General features: G+C 71.4%; 24 protein-coding genes and 1 riboswitch. Of the genes, 21 read left to right on the forward strand and 3 right to left on the reverse strand.

Annotated features, from left to right (window positions below):
* Positions 1–628: 628 nt before the first annotated feature.
* Complete coding sequence (locus ABT025_RS29455; RefSeq protein ID WP_351000963.1) at positions 629–1306, reverse strand: TetR/AcrR family transcriptional regulator; 678 nt, start codon at positions 1304–1306, stop codon at positions 629–631.
* Positions 1307–1507: 201 nt separating this feature from the next.
* Here ABT025_RS29455 and ABT025_RS29460 point away from each other — a divergent pair, with 201 nt between their 5' ends.
* The 4 genes from ABT025_RS29460 to ABT025_RS29475 all read left to right on the forward strand — a co-directional run bounded on the left by ABT025_RS29460 (position 1508) and on the right by ABT025_RS29475 (position 5687).
* A complete protein-coding gene (locus ABT025_RS29460) occupies positions 1508–3085 on the forward strand; it encodes an MFS transporter (RefSeq protein ID WP_351000966.1) in 1578 nt (525 codons plus the stop codon).
* A 127-nt stretch (positions 3086–3212) separates the two neighbouring features.
* Entirely contained in the window at positions 3213–4079 is an 867-nt protein-coding gene (locus tag ABT025_RS29465) for an alpha/beta hydrolase fold domain-containing protein (protein WP_351000969.1), read from the forward strand.
* 19 nt (positions 4080–4098) lie between these two features.
* Positions 4099–4689 carry a hypothetical protein gene (locus ABT025_RS29470; protein ID WP_351000972.1) on the forward strand — a complete coding sequence of 197 codons (591 nt, stop codon included), beginning with the start codon at positions 4099–4101 and terminating at the stop codon, positions 4687–4689.
* A complete protein-coding gene (locus tag ABT025_RS29475) occupies positions 4686–5687 on the forward strand; it encodes an MsnO8 family LLM class oxidoreductase (protein ID WP_351000974.1) in 1002 nt (333 codons plus the stop codon). The genes ABT025_RS29470 and ABT025_RS29475 overlap by 4 nt, the downstream gene beginning before the upstream one ends.
* 89 nt (positions 5688–5776) lie before the next feature.
* Here the strand turns inward: ABT025_RS29475 and ABT025_RS29480 are convergent, their stop codons facing one another.
* On the reverse strand, positions 5777–6166 hold the full coding sequence (locus ABT025_RS29480; RefSeq protein WP_351000977.1) for a hypothetical protein: 390 nt from the start codon (positions 6164–6166) through the stop codon (positions 5777–5779).
* Between ABT025_RS29480 and ABT025_RS29485 the strand changes: the two genes are divergently transcribed.
* Positions 6143–6994: a HEAT repeat domain-containing protein gene (locus ABT025_RS29485; protein WP_351000979.1), complete on the forward strand. Its 852-nt coding sequence runs from the start codon at positions 6143–6145 to the stop codon at positions 6992–6994. The genes ABT025_RS29480 and ABT025_RS29485 overlap by 24 nt on opposite strands.
* 82 nt (positions 6995–7076) lie before the next feature.
* Here the strand turns inward: ABT025_RS29485 and ABT025_RS29490 are convergent, their stop codons facing one another.
* Positions 7077–7961 carry a DUF4190 domain-containing protein gene (locus tag ABT025_RS29490; protein WP_351000981.1) on the reverse strand — a complete coding sequence of 295 codons (885 nt, stop codon included), beginning with the start codon at positions 7959–7961 and terminating at the stop codon, positions 7077–7079.
* Between the two features lie 298 nt (positions 7962–8259).
* Here ABT025_RS29490 and ABT025_RS29495 point away from each other — a divergent pair, with 298 nt between their 5' ends.
* From ABT025_RS29495 to ABT025_RS29570, 16 genes are all read left to right on the forward strand, one after another.
* Positions 8260–10482: an N-6 DNA methylase gene (locus ABT025_RS29495; RefSeq protein WP_351000984.1), complete on the forward strand. Its 2223-nt coding sequence runs from the start codon at positions 8260–8262 to the stop codon at positions 10480–10482.
* A 121-nt stretch (positions 10483–10603) separates the two neighbouring features.
* Positions 10604–11311: a hypothetical protein gene (locus ABT025_RS29500; protein WP_351000986.1), complete on the forward strand. Its 708-nt coding sequence runs from the start codon at positions 10604–10606 to the stop codon at positions 11309–11311.
* Positions 11308–12840 carry a serine/threonine-protein kinase gene (locus tag ABT025_RS29505; protein ID WP_351000988.1) on the forward strand — a complete coding sequence of 511 codons (1533 nt, stop codon included), beginning with the start codon at positions 11308–11310 and terminating at the stop codon, positions 12838–12840. Before ABT025_RS29500 ends, ABT025_RS29505 begins: the two co-directional genes overlap by 4 nt.
* Positions 12841–12928: 88 nt before the next feature.
* Positions 12929–13504, forward strand: coding sequence for a suppressor of fused domain protein (locus ABT025_RS29510; protein WP_351000991.1), 576 nt, complete (start codon positions 12929–12931; stop codon positions 13502–13504).
* A gap of 61 nt (positions 13505–13565) precedes the next feature.
* Positions 13566–14582, forward strand: a complete 1017-nt coding sequence (locus ABT025_RS29515) for a hypothetical protein (RefSeq protein ID WP_351000993.1) — start codon at positions 13566–13568, stop codon at positions 14580–14582.
* 165 nt (positions 14583–14747) lie between these two features.
* Positions 14748–15716: a glycosyltransferase family 2 protein gene (locus ABT025_RS29520; RefSeq protein WP_351000995.1), complete on the forward strand. Its 969-nt coding sequence runs from the start codon at positions 14748–14750 to the stop codon at positions 15714–15716.
* Positions 15713–16114, forward strand: a complete 402-nt coding sequence (locus ABT025_RS29525) for a GtrA family protein (protein ID WP_351000998.1) — start codon at positions 15713–15715, stop codon at positions 16112–16114. The genes ABT025_RS29520 and ABT025_RS29525 overlap by 4 nt, the downstream gene beginning before the upstream one ends.
* Before the next feature lie 167 nt (positions 16115–16281).
* Positions 16282–16725, forward strand: a complete 444-nt coding sequence (locus ABT025_RS29530; RefSeq protein ID WP_351001001.1) for a hypothetical protein — start codon at positions 16282–16284, stop codon at positions 16723–16725.
* A 209-nt stretch (positions 16726–16934) separates the two neighbouring features.
* Positions 16935–17591, forward strand: a complete 657-nt coding sequence (locus ABT025_RS29535) for a SurA N-terminal domain-containing protein (protein ID WP_351001004.1) — start codon at positions 16935–16937, stop codon at positions 17589–17591.
* 33 nt (positions 17592–17624) lie between these two features.
* Positions 17625–18611, forward strand: coding sequence for a nucleoside triphosphate pyrophosphohydrolase (locus ABT025_RS29540; protein ID WP_351001012.1), 987 nt, complete (start codon positions 17625–17627; stop codon positions 18609–18611).
* A 53-nt stretch (positions 18612–18664) separates the two neighbouring features.
* Positions 18665–19978: a cytochrome P450 family protein gene (locus ABT025_RS29545; RefSeq protein ID WP_351001015.1), complete on the forward strand. Its 1314-nt coding sequence runs from the start codon at positions 18665–18667 to the stop codon at positions 19976–19978.
* 105 nt (positions 19979–20083) lie between these two features.
* Positions 20084–21037 (forward strand): transglycosylase family protein, encoded by a 954-nt coding sequence (locus ABT025_RS29550; protein ID WP_351001018.1) that lies wholly within the window; start codon positions 20084–20086, stop codon positions 21035–21037.
* A 301-nt stretch (positions 21038–21338) separates the two neighbouring features.
* A riboswitch (cyclic di-AMP (ydaO/yuaA leader) is annotated at positions 21339–21510 on the forward strand.
* A 4-nt stretch (positions 21511–21514) separates the two neighbouring features.
* Positions 21515–22258 carry a transglycosylase family protein gene (locus tag ABT025_RS29555; protein WP_351001021.1) on the forward strand — a complete coding sequence of 248 codons (744 nt, stop codon included), beginning with the start codon at positions 21515–21517 and terminating at the stop codon, positions 22256–22258.
* 286 nt (positions 22259–22544) lie between these two features.
* Positions 22545–23825: a phosphopyruvate hydratase gene (gene eno / locus ABT025_RS29560; protein WP_073738482.1), complete on the forward strand. Its 1281-nt coding sequence runs from the start codon at positions 22545–22547 to the stop codon at positions 23823–23825.
* A 118-nt stretch (positions 23826–23943) separates the two neighbouring features.
* Positions 23944–24432 carry an FtsB family cell division protein gene (locus ABT025_RS29565; protein ID WP_351001025.1) on the forward strand — a complete coding sequence of 163 codons (489 nt, stop codon included), beginning with the start codon at positions 23944–23946 and terminating at the stop codon, positions 24430–24432.
* A gap of 68 nt (positions 24433–24500) precedes the next feature.
* A complete protein-coding gene (locus ABT025_RS29570) occupies positions 24501–25040 on the forward strand; it encodes a DUF501 domain-containing protein (protein WP_351001028.1) in 540 nt (179 codons plus the stop codon).
* Positions 25041–25156 lie beyond the last annotated feature (116 nt).

The raw sequence follows: 25156 nt of genomic DNA on the forward strand, positions 1-25156 counted from the left end.
CGGCAGACGACACTCAAGCCGGACAGCTGCGGACGGTGTGGAGCGAGGGCTATGGAGACGGAACAGCCCGCAATGGCACGGCGGAGACTGGCTCGTGCCGCGGTGAGGTCGTCCTCCGCCCCCGCAGTTGGCCCTCCAAGGCGGCGATCTGATCCCCGGCCTCTGACATCGCCCGCTCCAGCGCGGTATTCCGCTGCTCGATCTGCTGTACCCGCTCGATCAGCTCGTGCTGGTTCACGCCCTCCAACTCGGTGCCGAGAGACAGCCTGACCCGGTTGCGGAGCCGATCGCGCTCCGCCTTGAGGTCCTTCTCGTAGGTCGCGGAGGTGTGGGGCCTGCGGCGGGACGGGTCTGGGGTGTGCGTGGTGTCGAAGTCCGCGGGGTTGCCCACTGACGGTGGGCGCAGCGCAAGGCCGCCTCTGCGTGGTGAGTGCGAGGGTGCGCCCGTTCCGAAGCGGCATCGGTGGGCGGCCCCGTTGCGCGGCCCGGTGCTCGAAGAGGGGCTGAGCCCCGCGCCGTGCCGTGCGTGGCCGCGGTGCGGGTGTCGCGGGCCCGTGGTCCGGCGGCGCGGCCCGCGATTTTGCCATCGGCCGGGGCCGGTGTGGAGCCCTGGTCGTGCACCGCCACGTCAGTTCGGCCGAGGGGACTGCCAGACGCCGGCCCGGGCCGCTTCGGCGGCGCTCCGGGCCGCGGTGTCCGCGTCGTCCTCGGTGAGCGCGTGGCCCGTGTTGAGCAGGGCGTAGTACAGGGGTGCCGAGACGGCGCCGATGACGGCGTGGGGGTCGGTGCCGTCGGGGAGTTCGCCACGGGTGACGGCGTCGGTGACGCAGCCCGACCACTCGGCGATGCGGACCTCGTAGAAGCGGTGGAGGGCCTCGGCTGCCTGGTCGTCGCAGAGGGAGGCTGCGATCAGGGCCTTGAAGAGGCGGCCCTGGCGGGGATCCGTGAGGGTCTTGACGACGAGGCGGGCGTTGGCGGTGAGGTCGCCGTCGAGAGTGCCCGTGTCGGCGCGGGGGAGGGAGGTCGCGGCCATGTCCGTGAGGAGGTCGGCGGCCAGGGCGCCCGGAGTGCCCCAACGGCGGTAGACGGTGGTCTTGCCGACGTCGGCGCGGCGGGCGATCTCGGTGAGGTCGAGGGTGGCGAAGCCGTCGGTGGCGAGGGTGTCGCCGGCCGCCTTGAGTACTGCTTCGCGGACCCGGGCGGTGCGGCCGCCGGGACGCACGGTGCCGACGGGGGCCGAGGGGGTGGCCGGGGTCGAGTGGTCGTCGGTGGGCGGGCCGGCCGGGCCGGCCGGGGGTGTGGGCATGGCGATCTCCTTCTGCTGATTTCTCACGGTGCCACCCCCATCTTATCGGGACTGGGGTTCCCATTGGCGAGTCACGGTGCTACTTTCATGTCGTAACGGAACTGCGGGCCCATTAAGGATTGCCGTTCTGAAGCCCAGGCCGCCCTGCCCGTCCATGCCCCGCCGTACCGGCGAACGGCGGGAAAGAAAGGAATCTCTGTCATGTCTATGACTAAGGCGAACTCGGGAGCCGTCCCCGGGGAACAGCTCCCGCCACGGCCCGCCCCCGCCCCCCGAACGGTCGCCCCGAATGATCAACCGCAGCACCTGACCGGCCGGTTGAAGCTGATCCTCGCGGTGCTGCTGGTGGCCCAGTTCATGCTGGCCGTCGACTTCTCGATCCTGAACGTCGCGCTCCCCGCGATCGGCGACGGCCTCGGGTTCTCCCTCTCCAACCTGCAGTGGATCGCGACATCGTTCGCACTCAGCGCGGCCGGCTTCACCCTCTTCTTCGGGCGGATCGGCGACCTGATCGGCCGTAAGAAGATCTTCATCGGGAGCCTGGTGCTGCTGGGCGCCTCGTCCCTCGTCGGTGGGCTGGCCACCACCCCCGAGATGCTTCTGATCGCCCGCGTCGCCCAGGGTCTGGCCACCGCCGCCGCCACCCCGGCAGGGCTCTCCCTCCTCACCACGATCTTTCCCGAGGGCCCGCTCCGGCAGAAGGCGCTCGGCATCAACGGGGCCCTGATGTCCGCCGGGTTCACCGCCGGCGCGATCCTCGGCGGCGTCCTGACCGACCTGCTCTCCTGGCGCTGGGCGTTCTTCATCAACGTCCCCGTGGCGCTGGCCGTCGTCCTCGTCGCACCTGCCGTCATCAAGGAGTCCAGGCCCGCCACCCGCCCCAGGCTCGACCTGCCCGGCGCGCTCGCCGTCACCGGCGGACTGCTCGCCCTGGTCTACGGCCTCACCCAGGCCGGCGAGCACGGCTGGGGCAACGCCCACGCCGTCACCGGCCTCGTCGTCGGCGCCCTGCTCCTCGCCGCCTTCTTCCTGATCGAGCGCAAGGTCGCCGAGCCGCTCGTCCCGCTCAGGACCCTGGGCCGCCGCAACGTCGCCTGGGGCAACGCGCTGGGCATGCTCGCCTTCGTCACCGAGACCTCGCTCGTCTACCTCCTCACCCTCTACCTGCAGAAGACCCTGGACTTCTCGCCGCTCACCGCCGGGATCTCCTTCGGCGTCCTGGGCATCGGCACGGTCGTCGGCGGACTGCTCGCCCCCAGGGTCATCGCAAGGACCTCGACCCTGACCGCCCTGATCGCCGGCGGCATCATCCAGACCGTCTTCACCGCCTCGCTGCTCTTCCTCGGTACGACGACCGGCACCGCCCTCGCACTGCTCCTGCCCGCCACCTTCTTCGGCGGCATCGGCAACATGCTCGTCATCGTCGGCTTCATGGTCACCGCCACCAGCGGCCTGCCCGACAAGGAACAGGGCCTGGCCACCGGGCTCGCCTCGATGTCCCAGCAGGTAGGCATCACCCTCGGCACCCCGATCATGTCGACGGTCGTCACGGCGACCACCGCCGGCGCCGCCTCCGCCTCCGCCATCCACCACGGCGTCACGGTCGCCATCGCCGTCAACGCCGCACTCGTCGCCCTCGGGGTCGTCATCGCGGCGCTCTTCCTCCGTAACAAGAAGTCCGAGGACGCCCCCGCTGTCGCCGACGAGAAGTCCGAGGACGCCCTCGCTGCCGCCAACGGGAAGCCCCAGGACACTCCCGCTGTCGCGCAGAACGCCTGACGCCGGGCTCCCGCCGGGCGCGCCAGGCCCCGCCCCCCCGGCATCACCGGCGGCGCGGACGTGCCCGGCGCGCTCCGCCGCTTTCCCCGATCACCCTCCGTACCGCTCCCGGAAGGAACTTCCTCCGATGAACGCGACCGACCTGCCCCGGTGGACCGACCTGCCCCGGTGGACCAGCCCGCCCCGGTGGACCGACGTGACGATTCCGGGAGGACGGCCTGTCCGCGCCCGGCTGCACTCCCCGGCCGGTACCGGGCACACGGGCCGTGGCGGGTGGCTGGTGTGGGCGCACGGAGGGAGCTGGCAGCGGGGATCGGCGGCCGAGTGGCACCCCGTCACACAGCGGCTGGCCGAGCTCTCCGGGTGGCGGGTGCTGAGCGTCGACTACCGGCTCGCCCCCGCCCATCGCCATCCCGCAGCCCTGGAGGACGTTCTCACCGCTCTCGACTGGGCCCGGAGCCGGGCGGGCGCCGAGGCGGTACCGGTGGCAGTCGGCGGGGACAGCGCCGGCGGCACGCTGGCCGCGGCGGCCGCCCTGGCCGACCGCGATCACCGGGGCGCGGACCCGGAACGGGCACCGCTGGCCGCCCAGTTGCTCGCCTACCCGCCCCTCGACCCGGCCTGCTCCGGGGCCAGCCACCGACGCGACCCGGCGGCCTTCCCGCACCCCGCCGACCTGCGCCGCGCCTGGCGGGTTCTGCGCGGCACCGCGCCCCCGGCCCCCACGGCCGGTGGCCGGGTCCTGTACTCCACCCCGCTCGACGCCCCCGACCTGCGCGGACTGCCACCCACCGTGCTGGCCGTCGGCGGACTGGACCCGGTCGCGGACGACGTCCTCACCTACGCAGCCCGGCTGCGTGCCGCCGCCGTCCCCGTCGATCTCGTCCACCCGCCCGGCACCGCCCACGCCGACCTCCTGCACCCCGACAGCAAGCTTCTTCCCGCACTCGCCGGACGTCTGCGCACCGTCACCACCGGCGCAGCCCGCACCTGAACGCAAAGGACACCCCGCGATGACCACCGCAGCTGCCCCCTCCGCCGTCCCCGCACCCCTGGAGGCCCTCGTACGCCACTTCACCGACCTGCGTGAAGGCACCCACGCCGGACACGCCGACCGGCCGTCCAAGCAGACAGCGTTCGGTGAGGCCGCCGAACTCCTGGACGCCCCCGCACGCCAGGTCCTCGCAGAGTTCGACACCCACCTGCTGCTGGGCACCGGAACGATCCGCGCCACCGGCCTGCGCCGCGACCAGTACGGAGGCCACTTCGCAGCCTGGCTTCTGACCTGGCCCGAACAGCGCCGCGCCGGGATCACCGCCCTCACCCTGCACGCCCACTACGGCGCCGGCTTCCACCACCCGCACCTGCGCGGCGCGACCGTCGCCGAGTGGCCGCTCAACGTCTTCACCCCCGCCCAGGCCGCCGAACTCGTCCCCACCTTCCGCGCGATCGTCGCCGCCGATCTGCACAACCTCGTCTTCCAGCGCGACTGGCGCATCGTCCCCGCCCTCCGCGATCACGGTCACCACCCCCACCCCGATCAGCCGACGACCACGGCCGCCGATGCCGCCGCACCCACCCCGAACGAGGTCCAGCCGCGATGACCACCCACCCCGTTCCCGCCGGCACCGCCCACGGCGACCCGGCCACGATCCGGCTCTCCGTCCTGGACCAGTCCCCCATAGGGGAGGGGCAGTCCGCTGCCGACGCCCTGCGCACCACCGTTTCGCTCGCCCAGTACGCCGAAGCCCTCGGCTACCACCGCTACTGGCTGGCCGAGCACCACGAATCCCGCTCCTTCGCCGGCACCGCACCCGAAGTCCTGACCGGACTGCTGCTGCAGAACACCGCGCGCCTGCGGGTCGGTACCGGCGGCATCCTGCTGCCCCGGTACCACCCCGACAAGGCCGCCGAGGCGATGACGCTGCTGCGCCGGCTGCACCCCGGCCGCGTGGATGTCGGCATCGCCCGCGGCGGCGGCCCGTCCGCCGGTTTCGACGAAAAGCTCCAGCGCCTGCACCAACGCCTCACGGAACCGGGTACGGGTGCGACCGCCGACGCCGGAGAACCGGTGGGCAACCTGTGGCTGCTCGGCGCGGGCGGCTCCACCGCCCCGCTGGCCGGCCGTCTCGGCGCGGGTTACGCCTTCGGCCACTTCTTCGCCCCGAGGAACGGTCCCGCGGCCGTCGCCGAATACCGCGGGCACCTGCGCGCCGGGAGCAGTCCGTCGACCGTCCTTGCCGTCCGCGCCGTCACCGCGGAGGACCCGGGCCACGCCGCAGCCCTGGCCCGGGCCATGCTGCTGTGGCGTGCCCGCAAGGACCTCGGCCACGACGGCCCGATCCCCGCACCGGCCACGGCGGCCCGTCACATCTGGACCCCGGAGGAACGAGCCCGGGCCGCCATGCACCGGCCTGCGATCCTCCACGGCACGCCCGAACAACTCCACCTCCGCCTCACTTCCCTGGCCCGCGCCCACCAGGCCACCGAGATCATGATCAACACGCTCGCCGCATCGCCCGAGGACCGGATGGCGTCCTACGGCCTCCTGGCCGCGCGCTTCCGTATCGGGGCAGCCCAGGCGACTCCGGCGCTCACGTGACGGAAGCGGTGGGCCCCGGACCCGGCCGGAGCGCGGCGTGCGGACTGCGGCGAGCGGACCAGCGGACTGCGGCGTGCGGCGGTGCGGCATCACGACATCACGGCGGTGCGGTAGTTCGGCAGTGCGGCAGTTCGGTGGTCGGGCAGTTCGGTGGTGAGGAAGTTCGGCGACGCGGCAGTTCGGTGGTGCGGCAGTTCGGCGATGCGGCGGCCGGGAGGGAGCGGCAACCGCAGGCGGCGCTCCCGGTTCTGGTCCGCCTTGCCTCTGCTTACGATGCGGGCGAGCGCGGTACGCACGGAGTGTCGCCGCACCCGGAAGAGGCGCCTATGGACGACGTTGTCGCCCGCATCCACGCCAAGCTGTCCGCAGCGTGCCCCGAGCCGGTCCCTCGGCGGAGGGCCTTCGTGCGGGCGCCCGGTGGCCGACGGCTGGGCCTCCCGCTCGGTGAGGAGCGCTTGGCTGCCTTCGAGGCGGTCCACGGCATCCGTCTTCCCTCCGCGTATCGCACGTTCCTGCGGGAGGTCGGCAACGGAGGCATCGGCCCGGACTGCGGCCTTGAGCCGCTGACCCGCTGGAACATCCGTGACATCCCTGATGCCCGTCAGCGCCTGGGGACGACTTTCGCTCCGGATCCGACCGGTTGTGTGCCCGAGGAATGGGCGCGGCTGTGTGCCGATCGGACGGATCCGTACGCGGGAACCCATCCAGTCGTCCAACGGGGCGGCCCGGAGGCGACCTTGCTGGTCATCACCGGGCCCGCCCGGGGCCGGCTCCTCGACGCCCACCTCGGGAACACGGCTCTGCCCCCGGTGTTCCATCCCGCGCCGGATTTCCTCCACTGGTACGAGCACTGGCTGGACGGGTTGCCGCAGGGGAGGCTTGCTCCTGATCTCCGTGACCAGTCCCGGGGCAGCGACGAGGAACTCGTCGATCAACTGGCCGGTTCGGATTCAGCCTGCGAGCGACTTGCCGCCGCCTACACCCTGGGTGGGCGGCGGCCACTCGGCAGCCGTGCCCGTGACGTGCTGCTCGCCGCCCTCGCCGACGATCCCGTCCGCGGAGTCCGTATGGAGGCGGCGAAGACCCTGGCAGAGTCAGACCTGTACGCAGGGGTGGCCGACGCCCTCGCACGGGCGCTGAGCGATCCCGATCACTGGGTCAGACGGCGGGCCCTCGTCCATCTGCTGCGGGTCACCGACGACGAGACCGCATACGGCTCCGCGGCACGCGCACTCCTGCACGACGAGAACCCGAACGTCAGGATGGCGGCGGCCGACATCCTCGGCCGCGCCGGCTGGACCTCGTAGCGGCCGGGGGTGAACGCACGACACCACGGATCCTGCCGGGGCAGGTGCCGTGGTGTCGTGTGTGCGGGCGCCTCGGCGCGGGTCAGAGCTTCAGGTCCCACTGGGTCGCTTCGTACGTGAAGCCGGGGTTGACCTCGACGGTCAGGTTCTTGGCATCCGCGGGAGCGTCGAAGGCGTAGAGGACCGTGACCTTCTTGCCCGGGAGCACCGTGCCGCTGAAGCCCTCGCCGACCTTGCCGTCGAAGATCTGCTCGGCGTCGACCCCGTCCTGACCGGCGCGCGCTTCGACGCTGACCAGTGTGGAGTCGAACTTCTCCTTGCCCGCGTTCTCGATGACGACGGCCACGCGGTAGGCCTTGTTGCCCTTCGTGTGACCGGCCGCGAAAGAGCCCGCGGAGTACGAGGTCGCGTCGCCGACGGTGACCGTGACGTCGTCGTCGTACACAGCGGAGTCGCCGGCCTCCAGGGCCTCGGCGGTGTCCTCCTCCTTGGCCTCGTCCTTCTTGGCCTCGCCCCCGGTGCTCGCGTCGTCCGCGTTCTTGCCGGTCTCCCCGGCGGCCTTCGGCTTCGCGGAGGCCGTCGTGTCCGACACCGCCTTGTTGATGTCGTTCACCGCGTCGTCGACCGCCTTGAACGTGATCACGGCGCCGACCACCGAGAGGATCAGCGCGATGAGGCCGAGGACCGTGCCGAACGTGGCCATGTTCTTGTTCGTCGCCTCGCCCCTCTTGGCACGGCCCCGGCCCACCAGGCCCAGGATCAGCGCGATCAGACCGAGGGTGCCCGCCAGCCAGAAGAGGAACGGGATCAGACCCGAGACCGCGCCGATGAGACCGAGGATCAGTGCCGCGATGCCGAGCCCGTTGCGTGCGGGGCGCAGGCCGGGTGTCTGGGCGGGGATGTACGGCTGCTGCGGGGACTGGGGCTGCTGCTGCGGGGACTGCGGCGGCTGGGTGAACTGGGACATGGCTGTGCCCTTCGGCAAGTGCGGAGTTGAGTGGTGAGCGGTTCCACGCGCCGCTTGTGCAGCGACAGGTCAATGACACCATTTCCTGTGAACCGAGTCAACATCGTTCACAGGGTTTTGCTGCACGGTGACTGTGAACCGGGTGCTGTGAACGGGTCGGTATGCTCGCCGACACAGCAGTGAGCACGCGCCGCAGTGAGCACGCGCAGTGAGCACGCGCCGCAGTGAGCACGCGCGATGAGCGCGGGCAGTGAGCACGGACGGGCCAGCAGCGGTACGAGCACCAGGGAGACAGCAAGTGCCGGAGAACGCGACAGAGGTGACCGCCGCAGGGATCGCCCGGCTGGCAGGGGTGGGGCGCGCCGCCGTCAGTAACTGGCGCCGTCGTCACGCCGACTTCCCCAAGCCCGTCGGCGGTACCGAGGCGAGTCCGTCGTTCGCCCTGCCCGAGGTCGAGCAGTGGCTGCGCGACCAGGGGAAACTCGCCGAGGTCCCGCTCCGCGAGCGCGTCTGGCAGCAGCTGGCCGGACATCCCGCGGGTGCTGTCCCGGCCCTGTTCCACGTCGGATGCGCACTGCTCCTCGTGCGGGAGCGGCCCTCCGCCTGGCGGGAGATCACGGGGGTGTCCGACGAACGGATGGCGGGTGTGCTCTCCCTCGCGCTGAACGAGGTGCTCACCGCCAGGTTCGGACCGGCCGCCGAGGCCGGGCGCGCGGTTCACAGCCCGGACCGCTCCGAGCTCTTGCCGTCCGTCCCGCTGCTGCGGGGCGCCGCGGAGCTCGCTGCCGCTGCCGGGGTCCGGGAGACCTTCGAGTTCCTGCTCGGGCGTCAGCTCGACGCCAACCCGCGCCAGTACACACTCACCCCGCCCGGCCTCGCGGAGCTGATGGCCGCGCTGGCGGACACCGGTGGCCGGCCCCTGAGCACGGTTCTCGACCCGGCGGCGGGCACCGGGGCCCTGCTGGGTGCCGTCCCGCGGCCGGGCGCGCTGTACGCGCAGGAGAGCGACCCGGACCTCGCGGCACTCACCGCACTCCGTCTCGCCCTGCACGCCGACTCCACCGAGTGCACGCTCACCGTGCGCACCGGCGACACCCTGCGCGCCGATGCCTTCCCCGGCCTCACCGTGGACGCCGTGCTCTGCCATCCGCCGTTCAACGAGCGCAACTGGGGCCATGACGAGCTCGCCTACGACCCGCGCTGGGAGTACGGCTTTCCCGCCCGCACGGAGTCCGAACTCGCCTGGGTGCAGCATGCGCTGGCCCATCTGCGCGAGGGCGGCACCGCGGTCCTGCTGATGCCGCCCGCCGCCGCGTCGCGTCGCTCCGGCCGACGCATCCGCGCCGATCTGCTGCGGCGCGGCGCCCTGCGGGCCGTCATCGCGCTCCCGGCCGGTGCCGCACCCCCCTATGGCATCCCGCTCCACCTCTGGGTGCTGCGCAAGCCGGACACCGGGCCGCACCCCTCACCCGAACTGCTCCTGGTCGACACCACCGAGCCCACCGAACAGGCCTCCTCTCAGAGCGGCCGCGACCGGCTCGACTGGCCGGCCCTGCACGCAGCCGTGCTCGACGCCTGGCAGCCGTTCAGCGGTGAGACCGGTGGGGCCGGTGGGACCCGTGGGACCGGTGGGGCCGGTGGGACCCGTGGGACCCGTGAGGCCACTGAGGCCAGTGGGACCGGTGAGACGGATGAGGCGAGGGAAACCGGTGTGACACAGGCCGCGGACGGGAGCCTCGCGAACGGCGAGGCCGGCCGCCTCAGGCCCGGTACCAGCCGCGTCGTCCCGGTCATCGAACTCCTCGACGACGATGTCGACCTGGCTCCCGCCCGCCATCTGCCCGCCGCAGCGGCGGCGGACGGGCCCGCCGAGCTGATCGACGTACGGGAACGGCTGACGAAGAGCCTGGGCCTCGCCGACAGCCTCACCCCGCCGCCCGTGGAGGTCTCCGGCCCCGCCCACTGGCCGCTCACCACAGTCGGCGAACTCGCCCGGGCCGGGGCCCTCCAGCTCCGCACCGGAGGCTCCGGCACCGGCACAGGCCCCGTGCTCACCGAGCACGACGTCCTCGGCTCCTCCGCACCGTCGGGGAACCTGCCGGCCGACGGGCCGCACGAGGAGCCCGTGCTCGTCGAACCGGGCGACGTCGTCGTCCCCGTGCTCGGCGGCGGCTCCGTCGCCCGCGTCATCGACGACGCCACGGCGGGCGCCGCGCTCGGCCGCAACCTCCAGCTGCTGCGCCCCGATCCGGCCGCGCTCGACCCCTGGTTCCTCGCCGGGTTCCTGCGCGGAACCGCCAACAACCGTCAGGCCAGCAGCTACGCGTCCACCGCGACCCGGCTCGACGCCCGCCGTCTCCAACTGCCCCGGCTGCCGCTCGCCGAGCAGCAGCGGTACGGCGAACGCTTCCGCGCCCTTGCCGCGTTCGAGGACGCCCTGCGCCTCGCCGGCCGCCTCGGGGGCCGGCTCGTCCAGGGCATGTACGACGGACTGACGGACGGAACGGTCACGCCGAAGTGAGCGGAACCACAACGGTTCCGTACAACCCGGGGGCCCTTGCCGGTGTCGCCCTCTACGCTCGGTTCTGCGTGCACGCCCAGGTGCGCGCAGACGTCCCATGACCAGGTATCCAGGAGCAGCCATGTACGCCCCGGGCCAATTGCCGACGCCGCCGCGCAGAGTCCCCGGCCGGGCCTGGATCGTGTCGATGCGCGTACTGTTCACCGTGCTGTCGGTGTGCTCCTTGGGCCTGCTCCTGTGGGCGCCCCTGCTGCGGCTGGCGATCGTGCGCCGCAGGGCCCTCGACTGGTGGGTGACCGGGGCGGGCTTCGTACTCGTCTGCGTGCTGCTGCCGGTCATCGGGAGGGACGGCGGCGACGCCGATCCCCACGGAGTCGACAACGTCCTCATACCGCTGCTGCTGCTCGCGATGGTGGCCGCCCCCGTGCACTACCTCGTCGCCGACATCCGCCACTACGCGCAGCTGACGCGGCAGAACGTGATGGGCGGCGGCCCTGTGCCGCCGGTGCCGGGCTACGCATACGCGCCCACGGTGCCCGTGCAGACACCTGTACAGCCGCCGATGCAGCCGATCGGTAAGCACCCCCCGACCCCGCAGCCCTACATCCCGCAGCCGTACACACCGCAGCCGTACGCGCCGCAGCAGTACCAGCAGTCCCCTCCCACACCCCAACCCCACCCCACACCCCAACCCCACCCCGCACCCCAGCCCCAGCAGGCGCCCCACACCCACCAGCCGCACTCGACGCCCCACCCCCAGCGCCTCGACCAGGTCCGCGCCGAGCTCGACGAGCTGAGCGACTACCTCCGTAAGGAGGAGGGCCGGTGAGCGGTCGCCTCATCGGCGGGCGGTACGAGCTGGCGACGATCCTAGGGCAGGGCGGCATGGGCCAGGTCTGGACGGCCTACGACCAGCGCCTGGACCGTCGGGTCGCGGTCAAGCTGCTGCGCCCCGACCGGGTCACCGGCCCCATCGGCAGCGACGCCGCGGGCGAGCTGCGCCGCCGCTTCGTCCGTGAGTGCCGGGTCACCGCCCAGGTCGACCACCCCGGCCTCGTCACCGTCCATGACGCGGGCAGCGACGGCGACGAACTGTTCCTCGTCATGCAGTACGTCGAGGGCGCCGACCTCGGCGACCATCTCGCCGAACACGATCCGTACCCCTGGCAGTGGGCCGTCGCCGTCGCCGCCCAGCTCTGCGCCGTCCTGTGCGCCGTGCACGCGGTGCCGATCGTCCACCGCGACCTCAAGCCCCGCAATCTGATGGTGCGCCCGGACGGCACCGTCGTCGTGCTCGACCTCGGCGTCGCCTCCGTCCTCGACACCGACACCACCCGGCTCACCCACACCGGCTCGCCCATCGGTTCGCCGGCCTACATGGCCCCCGAGCAGGCCATGGGAGGTGCCGTCGGCCCGTACACCGACCTGTACGCCCTCGGCGTGCTCCTGCACGAACTCCTCAGCGGAGACGTGCCGTTCGTCGGATCCACCGCCCTCGGTGTGCTGCACCGCCATCTCTACGAGCCGCCGGCCCCCGTCCGTACGATCCGCCCCGACATCCCGGAACCGCTCGAAGCGCTCGTCCTGCGCCTGCTCGCCAAGGACCCGCAGCACCGCCCGGCCAGCGCGCAGGAGGTGTACGAACACCTCGCCCCCCTGCTGCCCACCCGGAACGCCGGGCAGCCCTCGGGCCCGCTCGACCCGACCCGCCCCTTCCTGCGCCCGCACGCCCCGTGGCCCGACCGGGCCACGACCCCGCCCGCCGCCCAGCCCGCGCCGATGCCCGCCCGGCCGGACGTCGCGGCCGCCGTCGACGAGGTCAAGAGGCTGCTGGGCGAAGGCCGGATCACCCAGGCCGTCGACATGCTCGGCGGCATCCTCCCGGCCGCCGCCGAACAGCACGGCGAGGGCTCCCCGGTCGTCCGCATCCTGCGCAAGCAGTACGCGGCGACACTGATGGACGACGGCCAGTACCGACGCGCCCTGCCCGAGCTGCGCCGGCTGGCCGACGACCGGGCCGCGGAGGCAGGACCCGCCGACCTGCAGACCCTTCAGTTCCGGTACGACGCCGCACAGTGCCTGGAACAGCTGGGCGAACCCGCCGCCGCACTCGCCGAGTACCGCGCGGTCCTCCCGTACTACGAGAACCAGTACGCGACGAACAACGACCCGGCCCGCTCGTACGAGATCCGCCACCGCATCGGCCACCTGCTGCTGGCCCTCGGTGACCACGTGGGGGCGCGCGGCCAGCTCCAGGCCCTGCTGTACGACACCGAGCGGATGTACGGCCCGCACCACCCGCTGCCCGTCGAACTGCGCCGCCAGCTGGAGCGCCAGCTGAAGGTCAGGGGTGGCTGAACCGGTGCCGGACCGGAGAGGTGTCCGCCAAGCGCCGTGCCCGTACGGATACGACCGACCTGGCATCGCAACGACGTAAGAGGTGAGTGTGGCTGTTCTGATCGACCACCTGGAGGCACGTCTGGGCCGACTGGCCGGAGCGTGGCCGGTCAGGGACGGCGCTCCCGAAGGCGCGGCGCAGGTGGGCTGGTTCACCGGTGGTGTCTTCGAGGGCGTCCAGTCCTGTGCCACCATCACCCTGCACCGGACGCACCTCGTCTCACCCACCACCGGGGAGCCCCAGCATCTGGAACTGCTGGGCTGCGGCCACCCTCTTGCCGGGGACGAGTACGGCCCCTTTCCCGGAGTGCTGGAGTGGGTGGCGGAGCGCCTGGCGGCCACCGGGAGGGCGATTCTTCGCGGGGACGTCGTGCCCCTGCCGATGCCGTTGACTCCGGGGAGTTCCCTGACCGCGCTGTACGCGGCCATGCCGGTCTACTTCGACGACGCCTTCTTCTCCGTCGCGTTGGAGAACGGGACGCATGTGTCCCTGGTGTGGCTGGTGCCGCTTCACGGCATCGAGGCGGAGTACGTGGAGAAGCACGGCTGGCCGGACTTCGAGCGCGAACTGACGAAGCAGGACCCCGACCTGTTCGACCTCGGCCGCCCGCAGATGAGTCTGTAGAAGCCGAAGCCGAAGCCGAAGCCGAAGCCCGCGCGGCGCCCCCGTCCGCACAAGGAGACGCATGTCGCGCACCACCCCCTCCCGTCCTGTGGACATCGAGAGTGTCTTCCCGGAGCTGGCCGCCCACCGGCGCACCACCACACGGCTGCACCCGCGTCCGGGCGCCCCCGGGCACCGCGACAGTTCGGTGGGCGGGCCGTTGCTGTGGCCCGCCGCCGAACCCTGGCCGGTCTGCACGGAGCGGCACCGGCGGGGATACGGGGAGCGGACGGCGGACGTACGGCTGAGCCGGCGCATCCTCGACGAGGCGTGGAGCAGGGTTCCCGCCCCGGGGCAGCGTCCCGGTCCCACGGACGAGGAGGGGGATGTCCTCCGCTCGTTCAAGCGGGCGCGCCATGCCCCCTCTCTCGGGGACACGGACCCCGTTCCCCTCCTTGCGCTGGCCCAGTTGTTCCGGCGGGACGTGCCCGACCTCAAAGGCCTGGCCGATCTCGATCTGCTTCAGATCCTGTGGTGTCCGTTCGACGCCCACCACGGGCGTCACGAGCCCGCTGTCGAACTGCGCCGACGCCGGTCGGCCGAGGTCGGCGAGGTCCTGGCCGAGCAGCCGGAACCCGAGGTGGTGGGATCCGAGGGGTACGTGCCCGCGCCGTGCCTGCTCGACCCCGAGCAGGTGGTCGAGCACCCGGACGCCGGCCTGCTCCCGGACGACGTGCGGGAGCGCATCGACGCGTGGGAGGGCGACGAGGACGACCTGGACGAGGACGCGGTCCTCTACCGGTCCGACCTGTCGGTCGCGCCGGGCTGGAAGGCCGGCGGCTTCGCCTCCCGGCACGCGACGGACCACGTCGACCTGCGCTGTTCGTGCGGGGCGCGGACGGATCTCCTGATGACGGTGGCGAGCCAGGAGTGGGACGGCGGGAACCGCAGCTGGATCCCTCAGGAGGACCGCGCGACGGCGGACGCCATGGGCGCCAACGTCCCGACCTGGATCACCGTGGGCCGCTGGGGCTCCATGCACGTCTTCGTCTGCCGGGCGGACCCCACCCACCCGCCGCGCCTCAGCTTCCAGGGCTGAGCTGTGCCGTACGCGCCGTTACGGAGGACGGGCCGTCGGCCGACGCCGCCCGTGACACCGCGCACGGCCTCACCCGGCCGGGCTCCGGGGCCAGTTCACCCAATCGTCGCCCTCAGGCCACACCCGCCATCCGCTCCCGACACTTTGACCGGCTGATGTACATTCGTGCTGATCTCGCTGGTGGTGCCCTGCTTCAACGAGGAAGACATCCTCGAACGCTTCCATGAACGCGTGACGGATGAGCTGACCCGCCTGGGCCATGCCTTCCAGCTCGTGTACGTGGACGACGGGAGTACGGACCGGACCCTGCCGATCCTCCAGGAGCTGGCAGCCGCCGACCCCCGGGCCCGCTACGTCTCCTTCAGCCGCAACTTCGGCAAGGAAGCCGCCATGCTGGCCGGTCTCCAGCACGCCGAGGGTGACGCACTCGTCATCATGGACGCCGACCTCCAGCACCCGCCGGAGCTCGTCGGCCGCATGCTGCAGGAGCACGCGCAGGGCTACGACCAGGTGATCGCCCGCCGCACCCGCAAGGGCGACCGCGTCACCCGCACCCTCACCGCCCGCGCCTACTACTGGCTGATCAACCGCCTCGTGGACGTGGAACTCGTCGACGGCGTCGGCGACTTCCGGCTGCTGTCGCGGCGGGCGGCCGACGCCGTACTCGAACTCACCGAGTACAACCGCTTCTCCAAGGGCCTCTTCGCCTGGGTCGGCTTCCCCACCTCGACGTTCAGCTACGAGAACGCCGTCCGGGAACAGGGCCGCTCCGCCTGGACCTTCGGCAAGCTGCTGAACTACGGCCTCGACGGACTCCTCTCGTTCAACAACAAGCCGCTGCGCGCCGCGCTCTATCTCGGCATGCTGCTGATGTCGGTGGCCCTCGCCTACGCCGCCTGGATCGTCGGCGTCGCCCTGGTCCAGGGCGTCGACACCCCCGGATACGTCACCCTGATCGTGGTGGTGACCGCCCTCGCCGGGGTCCAGATGGTGATGGTCGGGGTGGTCGGGGAGTACGTCGGCCGGATCTACTACGAGGTGAAGCGCCGCCCGCACTTCCTGGTGAAGGCGACCAACACCCCGATCCGCAGGCCGGCCCCGGAGCCGAAACCCCTGGAGTCCGTACGCCGATGACGGTCAAGGCACAGATGGCCCGGTTCGCGCTCGTGGGCGCCGTGAACACCGGCACGTACTACGGCTGTTATCTCGCTCTCCTGCACTGGCTGCCGTACATGGCCGCGCATGTGCTGGCGTTCGCGCTCAGCATGACCGGCTCGTTCTTCCTCAACTCGTACTTCACCTACCGCACCCGGCCCACCTGGCGGAAGTTCCTGCTCTTCCCGCTCACCAACGCGGCCAACTTCGTCATCACCACCGGCGGCGTCTACCTGCTGGTCGACCTGGCCGGATTCAGCAGCCGGTACGCCCCACTGGTCGCGGCCGCGGCCGCCATCCCCATCACCTTCGTGGTCTCGCGCGCGATCATGCTGCGGCCGGACACCCCGCCGAAATCGGTCGAACGGGTCGGCTGAGCCGGGCGGTGCGGAGCCGGGTGTTCCGTATGGCAAGGTGTCCCGGTCATATGCGCTGAGCCGGGCAGAACCGTCGCGCCGTGGAGCTCCGGCGAGGCGCCGGCCGCGGCGTGACTCCGCACGGCCGGCTCGCGCACCGTACTCCTTGATCCACTCAGAGGTGTGTTGTGAACGCGAGAAGACGCCGGGCCCTGCTGAAAGCCGTCACGGTCATGCTGGAGCCCGGTGAACAGATCGAGGCGACGTCGCTGGTGAATCTCAGCGAGGTCTCCGTCAAGAAGAACGTGGCGATGGGCATCGCCGCGGCGGTCCTGAGCGGCGGGACGATGATCGCTGCGGCAGCCCCCCAGCCGATGTATCTCGCGGGCAGCCGCGAACGCCTCTTCCTCTTCCAGGCCAACCCGACCTTCGCGAAGCCGGACCGGCACCTGGCCACGTTCGAGATCAAGAACGTGAAGCGGACCGAGATCAAGCGCGGATTCGTGAAGCACTCGTTCATCCTGATCGACGAGTCCGCGGGGAGCGCCCTGCGCATCTTCTTCCCAAGGTTCGGCGTCAAGGACATGGAGGCCATGGCAGGACTCGTTCCTCCGGCGACGGCGACGGTGTAACGGCTAGAAGGTACGGGGGCGGGCCTCGCCCCACGAGAGACCCGCCGAAACCAGGCCGAACGCGCCGCCCGAGCCGCGCCGCCGGCACCCCACATCCCCAACTCCTCCCGAATCGTTGGTCGAATCAGTGGCCCGGACCAGTTCCACTGCCTAACATCGATCACCGCAAGGCTTTGTGCACCGCCGCACAATCTCCTCGGGAGGCTCCTTTGCACCGCCGCCGTCGCACCGCGCTCACCGTCTCCGCCGCACTGCTCGCCGCAGCGCCGCTCCTCGCCGCCTGCGGCAGTCAGGCCCACCCGGGCGCCGCGGCCGTCGTGGGCGGGGACCGGATCACGGTGGCCACCGTGCAGGGCCAGGTGGCGGACGTGCGCCAGGCGCAGGACAGCTCGAAGCAGGCCGCCCAGATCACCAACCAGTCCGGCCAGCTCGTCCGCGCCAAGCTGCACGGGCTGATCCTCGACCGGGTCCTGGACAAGGCATCGGCGGACGCGGGAGTGACCGTCAGCCGCGCCGAGATCCAGCAGATGCGGCAGTCGGCCGTCGCCCAGTACAAGGGGGAGGCCGGGCTGCGCGCCGCGGTGCTCCAGGAGCGGTGGATCGCCCCGGACCAGATCGACGCCTTCCTGCGAGAGCAGATCCAGCTGACCAAGCTCGGCCAGGCGCTCGGCGCCGACCCGACGACCCCGGCCGGCACGAAGGTCCTGGGCGACGCGCTGACGAAGGCGTCCAAGGCGCTGAAGGTCGACGTCAACCCGCGCTTCGGCACCTGGAACAACCAGCAGATCCAGCTCGCCGAGTTCAAGGCGCCCTGGATCACCCAGGTCACCAAGCCGGCCCAGTCGGCCGCGGAGGCCGGGGCCTGAGGACTGTCCGACGGCCGGGGTAGATTCGGCGGTGTGAACGCTGAAGACCCCGGCCGCATCGTCCTGCTCACCGCCAGCCACCGCGTCGCGCCCGGACTGCTGTCCTGGCCCGCCTGGCAGACACTGCACGCCGCCGACCGGGTGCACTGCGGGGAGCAGGACCAGCCGCAGCTGCCGTATCTGCGCGAGGCGGGCATCACCGTCACGCCCGGTGTGCCCGACGCGCAGGAGCTCGTGGGCGCGTGCGCGGGCGGCCGGACGGTCGTCGTCCTCACCGGCGGCGAGGGCAACCAGCCGCTGACCGACGGACTGGCCCGGCTGGCCGGCTCGGGACGGGTGCAGATGCCGAACCTGGAGCTGCTCCCCGGTTCGTACGATCTTCCCGGCGCCCGGCTCCTCGACCTCGTCCAGGTCATGGACCGGATCCGGATCGAATGCCCCTGGACCTCGCAGAAGACCCACAAGGGCCTCGCCAAGTACGCCATCGAGGAGGCGTACGAACTCGTCGAGGCGATCGAGGACGGCAACCGCGAGGAACTGCGTGAGGAGCTCGGCGACGTACTGCTCCAGGTCGTCTTCCACGCGCGCATCGCGGAAGAGGACGAGGACGAGTCGTTCTCCGTCGACGACGTCGCGGCCACGCTCGTCGAGAAGCTGATCCACCGCCATCCGCACGTCTTCGGCGACGAGACCGCCGAGACGCCGGAGGACGTCCACGCGCACTGGCTGCGGACGAAGGCGATCGAGAAGCAGCGCGAGTCCGTCACCGACGGGGTGCCGCTCGGCCAGCCCGGCCTGGCCCTCGCCGCGAAGCTGGCAAGCCGGGTCCGTACCGCCGGACTCGACGTGGCACTCCCCGAGGGCGACAGCAAGGGCGGCGACGAGGGCGACGGCATCGGCTACCGGCTCCTCGCCCTTGCCGTGCGCGCCCAGGAGGACGGCATCGACCCGGAGGCCGCCCTGCGGGCAGCGGGCCGCGCCTACCGGGACGCCATCAGGGCGGCGGAGGGCGTCGGGTAGCGACGGAGGGCCTCAGCCGGGGCCGGCCGGACGGCAGCGGATAACGTCGTGGGGTGAACGACAGCTCCGACCGCATCCCCACCGGCTGCCCCGCCCACACGGCCCCCGCCGCGCCCGAACTCTTCACGTGGGAGTTCGCCACCGATCCGTACCCCGCCTACGCCTGGCTGCGCGAGCACAGTCCCGTGCACCGCACCACGCTGCCCAGCGGGGTCGAGGCCTGGCTGGTGACGCGGTACGCGGACGCCAGGGAGGCCCTCGCCGACAGCCGGCTGTCCAAGAACCCGGCACACCACGCCGGGTCCGCGCACACCAAGGGGAAGACGGGGATCCCGGGCGAGCGCAAGGCGGAGTTGATGACACATCTGCTGAACATCGACCCGCCCGACCACACCCGGCTGCGCCGCCTCGTGTCCAAGGCGTTCACTCCGCGTCGCATCGCGGAGTTCGCCCCGCGTGTGCAGGAGCTGACCGACCGGCTCATCGACGGTTTCGTCGAGAAGGGGGAGGCGGACCTCATCCACGAGTTCGCCTTCCCGCTCCCCATCTACGCGATCTGCGACCTGCTGGGCGTTCCGAGCGAGGACCAGGACGACTTCCGGGACTGGGCGGGCATGATGATCCGCCACGGCGGCGGCCCGCGCGGCGGGGTGGCCCGTTCCGTGAAGAAGATGCGTGGCTATCTCCTGGAACTGATCCACCGCAAGCGCGAGAACCCGGGGGACGACCTGATCTCGGGGCTGATCCGGGCGAGCGACCACGGCGAGCACCTGACGGAGAACGAGGCCGCCGCGATGGCCTTTATCCTCCTCTTCGCCGGTTTTGAGACCACAGTCAACTTGATCGGCAACAGCATCCACACCCTGTTGGGTCACCCGGAGCAGCGGGCGCAGCTCCAGCGTTCCCTGGCCGCGGGGGAGACGGAGCTGTTGGCCACGGGTGTCGAGGAACTGCTGCGGTACGACGGTCCGGTGGAGCTGGCGACCTGGCGGTACGCCATCGAGCCGCTGACGATCGGCGGGCAGAGGGTGGCCGAGGGTGACCCGGTGCTCGTCGTGCTGGCGGCCGCCGACCGGGACCCGGAACGCTTCCGCAGGCCGGACACGTTGGACCTCTCGCGGCGTGACAATCAGCACCTCGGCTACGGTCACGGAATCCACTACTGCCTGGGAGCACCGCTTGCCCGGCTGGAGGGGCAGGCCGCCCTCGCCACGCTCCTGAAACGCCTTCCGGACCTGCGACTTGCGGGAGAACCTGCCGATTTGCGGTGGCGTGGCGGGCTCATCATGCGCGGACTGCGCACGCTGCCCGTGGAGTTCACCCCGGGGCCGGTGTCCGATGAAGGTGACACTCTGTCAACTCTGTGACTTTCACGTGATCTCTGCTGCATCGACTTGTGACACACGTTCGAGTCCCGCTAGGTTCACCGTTCGACTCACCAGTCACTCGTCAGTCACACGGAAGGCATCCCCATGGGCTCCGCGAACGGCAGACACCGTCGCCCTCGGCAGGCACCCGCGATCATCGTCGCCGCAGGCGTGACCGGTTCGGCCATCGCCATCCCGCTGCTCGGCGCGGCAGGCGCGCACGCAGCCGACGCCTCGACCTGGGACCGGGTGGCCGAGTGCGAGAGCGGCGGCATGTGGAGCGCCGACCTCGGCAACGGCTACTACGGCGGCCTGCAGTTCTCGCAGGAGGTCTGGAAGTCGTACGGCGGTGACTCGTACGCGGAGCGCGCGGACCTCGCCAGCCGCTCGCAGCAGATCGCCGTGGCGGAGAAGGTCCTGGAGGACCAGGGCCCGAAGGCGTGGCCCAGCTGTGCGGTCATCTCGGGCCTCGTCGTGGACAGCGGCCTGCCGGGTGTGGACCCGGGCAGCGCCCCGGCCGACGACACCGCCGGCAGTACGGACCCGTCCGAGGCGGGCGACCCCTCCGGGGACGCCGCCGCGTCGGACGACGCGTCCTCGGACGCGACGACGCCCGCGGACGGGGCCACGGACGACACGGAGGGCGGGAACGGGAAGCCGGACGCGTCCGCCTCGCCGTCGGCCGCACCCTCCGCCACGCCCTCCACGTCGCCCTCCGGGGACGCCTCCGGCGCCGAGGAGGACCCCTCCGGGGGGCAGGAGAAGGGTGGCAAGCACCGGGGCGCTCCGGCCCCCGAGGGGACCCGGAGCGGCGGCGGCGACCGGGATGCGGGGCGGCACGCCTCGCGAGGTGACGGTGGCGCACGCGACACCGGCGCCCCGGCATCTGACGGCACGTACACCGTCCGCGCCGGCGACAACCTCTGGTCGATTGCTGATGCACAGAAGCTGCCGGGAGGCTGGACCGGGCTGTACGAGGCCAACAAGGCCGAGGTGGGCTCCGACCCGGACCTCATCCTGCCTGGCCAGAGCCTTGATCTCGGCATGAAGGCCGAGTGAGAGCGGTCTGATGATCAGCTGAAAACACCCCAAAAGTTGGGGTAGTTAAGAGGCCTATGTCCCACTTTTGACCAAGTGAGACATGGGTCTCTTCGCGTGAACTGGCGCGTCTTGTTCGGGAGGTCCCGCCGCAGCCGTTCCCACCTGCGCAAACAGTGCTTCTTCGGATGCAAGTAAGGGCTGTTTATCCGGTATGTCCATCTTTGGATATGAGGGGTGGGTGTGTTTACGGTCGGAACCGCTCGCACCGCGGGCCCCGTCGACCGTCACGCCGAATCCTGCCGTCGGTCGAAGGGAACAGACGCGTAAAGCGCCGTAGGCAGGAGCGGGGGACCCAGGTAAGCGCCGGGCCCGGTCGTCGCAAGACGCACCAGGACCGGCTTGGGGTGAAGTCGTGCGCTAGGACGTGCGACCGGGCAACTCACTTGGCCCGAACCCGACAGCTCACCTCGTAGGCGTCGGTGAGGAGAAGTCTCGATGCTGCTCAACAGCAAGGGCAACAAGCACCGTCGCCCGTCCAAGGCCGTCCGTATCGCCACGCTCGCCGGTGTCACCGGTGCCGCCATCGCCGTGCCCCTGATGGGTGCCACCGGCGCCTCCGCCGCCTCCGTGTCCACGTGGGACGCCGTCGCCCAGTGCGAGTCCGGTGGCAACTGGTCCATCAACACCGGCAACGGCTACTACGGCGGCCTGCAGTTCTCGCAGTCCAGCTGGGCCGCCGCCGGCGGCACCCAGTACGCGGCCCGCGCCGACCTGGCCACCAAGGCCCAGCAGATCGCTGTCGCCGAGAAGCTCCTCGACCTGCAGGGCCCGGGCGCCTGGTCCTGTGCCGGTGCCGGCAACCTGAGCAACGACGGTGTCGACCCGGGCGTCGACACCGGCTCCTCCGCCGCCAAGACGGAGACCGCCCCGAAGCAGGAGTCGGCGCCGGTCCAGCAGGCCGAGCCGAAGAAGGCCGAGCGCGCCGAGGCCCCCGCCACCAACCGCTCGGAGCGTTCGGCCGCCCCCAAGGCCGAGTCGAAGACCGTCACCACCCCGACCGGCAAGAAGGTCGAGAAGGGTGACGGCGAGTACAAGGTCGTCACCGGCGACTCCCTGAGCAAGATCGCCGCCGACCACAAGGTCAAGGGCGGCTGGGAGCAGCTCTTCAAGCTGAACAAGGACATCGTCACGGACGCCGACCTGATCTACCCGGGTCAGCAGCTCCACCTGACGAAGTAGTCGCGATCTCTCCTCGCCGAATCACTCCGGCCGCCCCGGTCCGGTGCGCATCTTCCCCCCGTGCGTGCCGGGCCGGGGTCGGCCGGTTTCGGCGTGATCGTTCAACTGTTGTAGTTACTCGTCAGTAAAATTCTGGCCCTTTGTCCGGCTGTGCCCGCCCTTGAGTCCTTTTTCGTCCCAGGGGACGGGCGGTCGGCCGGTTGATGCGGCCCGGCCGGTTAGGCTCTTGTCGCAAGGCCAAAGCGACCCTGCACCACCAGCGTCATATCCCAGAAGGAGATGCCTCGTGCCGTCCATCGACGTCGTCGTAGCCAGGGAAATCCTCGACTCCCGCGGAAACCCCACGGTCGAGGTCGAGGTCGGCCTCGACGACGGCAGCACGGGCCGTGCTGCCGTTCCGTCCGGCGCCTCCACCGGTGCGTTCGAGGCCATCGAGCTTCGTGACGGAGACCCCAACCGCTACCACGGCAAGGGTGTCGAGAAGGCCGTCCTCGCCGTGATCGAGCAGATCGGCCCGGAGCTCGTCGGTTACGACGCGACCGAGCAGCGGCTGATCGACCAGGCGATGTTCGACCTGGACGCCACGGAGAACAAGGGCTCGCTCGGCGCCAACGCCATCCTCGGCGTCTCGCTCGCCGTGGCCCACGCCGCCTCCGAGGCCTCGGACCTGCCGCTGTTCCGCTACCTCGGTGGCCCGAACGCGCACCTGCTGCCCGTCCCGATGATGAACATCCTCAACGGTGGGTCGCACGCCGACTCCAACGTGGACATCCAGGAGTTCATGATCGCCCCGATCGGCGCGGAGTCCTTCTCCGAGGCCCTGCGCTGGGGCGCCGAGGTCTACCACACGCTGAAGAAGGTCCTGAAGACCAAGGGCCTGTCCACCGGTCTCGGTGACGAGGGCGGCTTCGCGCCGAACCTGGAGTCGAACCGCGCCGCGCTCGACCTCATCGTCGAGGCCATCAAGGAAGCCGGCTACGCCCCGGGCAAGGACATCGCGCTCGCGCTCGACGTCGCCGCCTCGGAGTTCTACAAGGACGGCAAGTACGAGTTCGAGGGCAAGTCCCGCTCGGCCGCCGAGATGACCGAGTACTACGAGGAGCTCGTCTCCGCGTACCCGCTGGTCTCCATCGAGGACCCGCTGTACGAGGACGACTGGGCCGGCTGGAAGGTCATCACCGACAAGATCGGCGCCAAGGTGCAGATCGTCGGCGACGACCTCTTCGTCACCAACCCGGAGCGTCTGGCCCGCGGCATCGAGGAGGGCTCCGCCAACGCCCTGCTCGTCAAGGTCAACCAGATCGGTTCGCTGACCGAGACCCTGGACGCCGTCGAGCTGGCGCAGCGCAACGGCTTCAAGTGCATGATGTCGCACCGTTCCGGCGAGACCGAGGACGTCACCATCGCCGACCTCGCGGTCGCGGTGAACTGCGGCCAGATCAAGACCGGCGCCCCGGCCCGCTCGGACCGCGTCGCCAAGTACAACCAGCTGCTGCGCATCGAGGAGATCCTCGACGACGCCGCGGTGTACGCCGGCCGCTCGGCGTTCCCGCGCTTCAAGGGCTGACACGTACAGCAAGGGCCCGCAAAGCCCGGCGGGGTCAAGTGCCCCGGCCTCCGTCCGTCCCCGCACTCGGTCCCGTACCGTGTGCGGGGACGGACGTGCGTAATGGGGAGGCGGAGACATGGCCGCGAAGGACCGGGACCGGTTCTCCACCGCGACCCGGCTGCGATTGCTCGGCGAGCAGACCGCAGCCCGCGTCTACCGGTCCCAGAACCGCCGTCAGGCCCGCCGCTCCCGGCTCACCGGCCGGGCCGCCTTCCTGGCCCTGATCGTCTGCTCACTGGTTGTCGCCCTCGCGTACCCGATGCGGCAGTACGTGTCGCAGCGTGACGAGATCGCCGACCAGGAGCGGCTGGCGCAGGAGGCCGAGGTCCGTACGGAGGAGCTGCGCGACGAGAAGGCGCGGCTCCAGGACGACGCCTACATCAAGCGGCTGGCCCGTGAGCACCTGCACTACCTTCTTCCCGGGGAGACCGGCTACACCGTGGTCGACCCCGACGCGGTCAAGGAGCGCAACGGACAGCCGGAGGAGTCCGGCCGGCCGTGGCACTCCAACCTGTGGGACGGCGTCGACAGCGCCGACCGGGGCGACAGCGCCGATCGCGGCTGAGCCGCCGCATTCCTTTCACATCTGCAGAACCGCAGTTCGAGCAGTCCGATCAGAACCCCTAGGCAGGCATGGAAACGCCCCCTCCCCAGACCGAGTCCACCGCGCCCACCGACGCGGACATCGCCGCGTTCCAGCAGCAGCTGGGGCGCCCGCCGCGGGGGCTGCGCGCGATCGCGCACCGCTGCCCGTGCGGCAACCCGGACGTGGTCGAGACGCAGCCCCGGCTGGAGGACGGTACGCCGTTCCCGACGACGTTCTATCTGACGTGCCCGCGTGCGGCTTCCGCGATCGGAACGCTGGAGGCGAACGGGGTCATGAAGGAGATGACCGAGCGTCTCGGCACCGACCCCGAGCTGGCTGCGGCGTACCGGGCCGCGCACGAGGACTACATCGCGCGGCGGGACGCCATCGAGGTGCTGGAGGGCTTCCCGAGCGCGGGCGGCATGCCGGACCGGGTGAAGTGCCTGCACGTGCTCGTCGGGCACTCGCTGGCCGCGGGGCCGGGTGTGAACCCGCTCGGGGACGAGGCGATCGCGATGCTGCCGGAGTGGTGGCGCAAGGGGCCGTGCGTGTCGCCGTGCGGTGCGCCGGAGGAGAACGCGGGCTGACCGTCCCTTGGGGGGGGGGGGGGGCCCCCCCCCCCCCCCCCCCCCCCCCCCCGGGGGGGGGGGGGGGGGGCCCGCCCCGGGGGGGGGGGGGGGCGGGGGGGGGGGGCGGGGTGGGG

Source organism: Streptomyces sp. NPDC002809 (assembly GCF_040295435.1).
Classification (GTDB): Bacteria; Actinomycetota; Actinomycetes; order Streptomycetales; family Streptomycetaceae; genus Streptomyces.

Bases quoted from the DNA above. Each gene is read 5' to 3' on its own strand.
- ABT025_RS29455 (WP_351000963.1), bottom strand. From the start codon at position 1,306: ATGCCCACACCCCCGGCCGGCCCGGCCGGCCCGCCCACCGACGACCAC.
- ABT025_RS29460 (WP_351000966.1), top strand. From the start codon at position 1,508: ATGTCTATGACTAAGGCGAACTCGGGAGCCGTCCCCGGGGAACAGCTC.
- ABT025_RS29465 (WP_351000969.1), top strand. From the start codon at position 3,213: ATGAACGCGACCGACCTGCCCCGGTGGACCGACCTGCCCCGGTGGACC.
- ABT025_RS29470 (WP_351000972.1), top strand. From the start codon at position 4,099: ATGACCACCGCAGCTGCCCCCTCCGCCGTCCCCGCACCCCTGGAGGCC.
- ABT025_RS29475 (WP_351000974.1), top strand. From the start codon at position 4,686: ATGACCACCCACCCCGTTCCCGCCGGCACCGCCCACGGCGACCCGGCC.
- ABT025_RS29490 (WP_351000981.1), bottom strand. From the start codon at position 7,961: ATGTCCCAGTTCACCCAGCCGCCGCAGTCCCCGCAGCAGCAGCCCCAG.
- ABT025_RS29500 (WP_351000986.1), top strand. From the start codon at position 10,604: ATGTACGCCCCGGGCCAATTGCCGACGCCGCCGCGCAGAGTCCCCGGC.
- ABT025_RS29515 (WP_351000993.1), top strand. From the start codon at position 13,566: ATGTCGCGCACCACCCCCTCCCGTCCTGTGGACATCGAGAGTGTCTTC.
- ABT025_RS29525 (WP_351000998.1), top strand. From the start codon at position 15,713: ATGACGGTCAAGGCACAGATGGCCCGGTTCGCGCTCGTGGGCGCCGTG.
- ABT025_RS29550 (WP_351001018.1), top strand. From the start codon at position 20,084: ATGGGCTCCGCGAACGGCAGACACCGTCGCCCTCGGCAGGCACCCGCG.
- ABT025_RS29555 (WP_351001021.1), top strand. From the start codon at position 21,515: ATGCTGCTCAACAGCAAGGGCAACAAGCACCGTCGCCCGTCCAAGGCC.
- ABT025_RS29565 (WP_351001025.1), top strand. From the start codon at position 23,944: ATGGCCGCGAAGGACCGGGACCGGTTCTCCACCGCGACCCGGCTGCGA.
- ABT025_RS29570 (WP_351001028.1), top strand. From the start codon at position 24,501: ATGGAAACGCCCCCTCCCCAGACCGAGTCCACCGCGCCCACCGACGCG.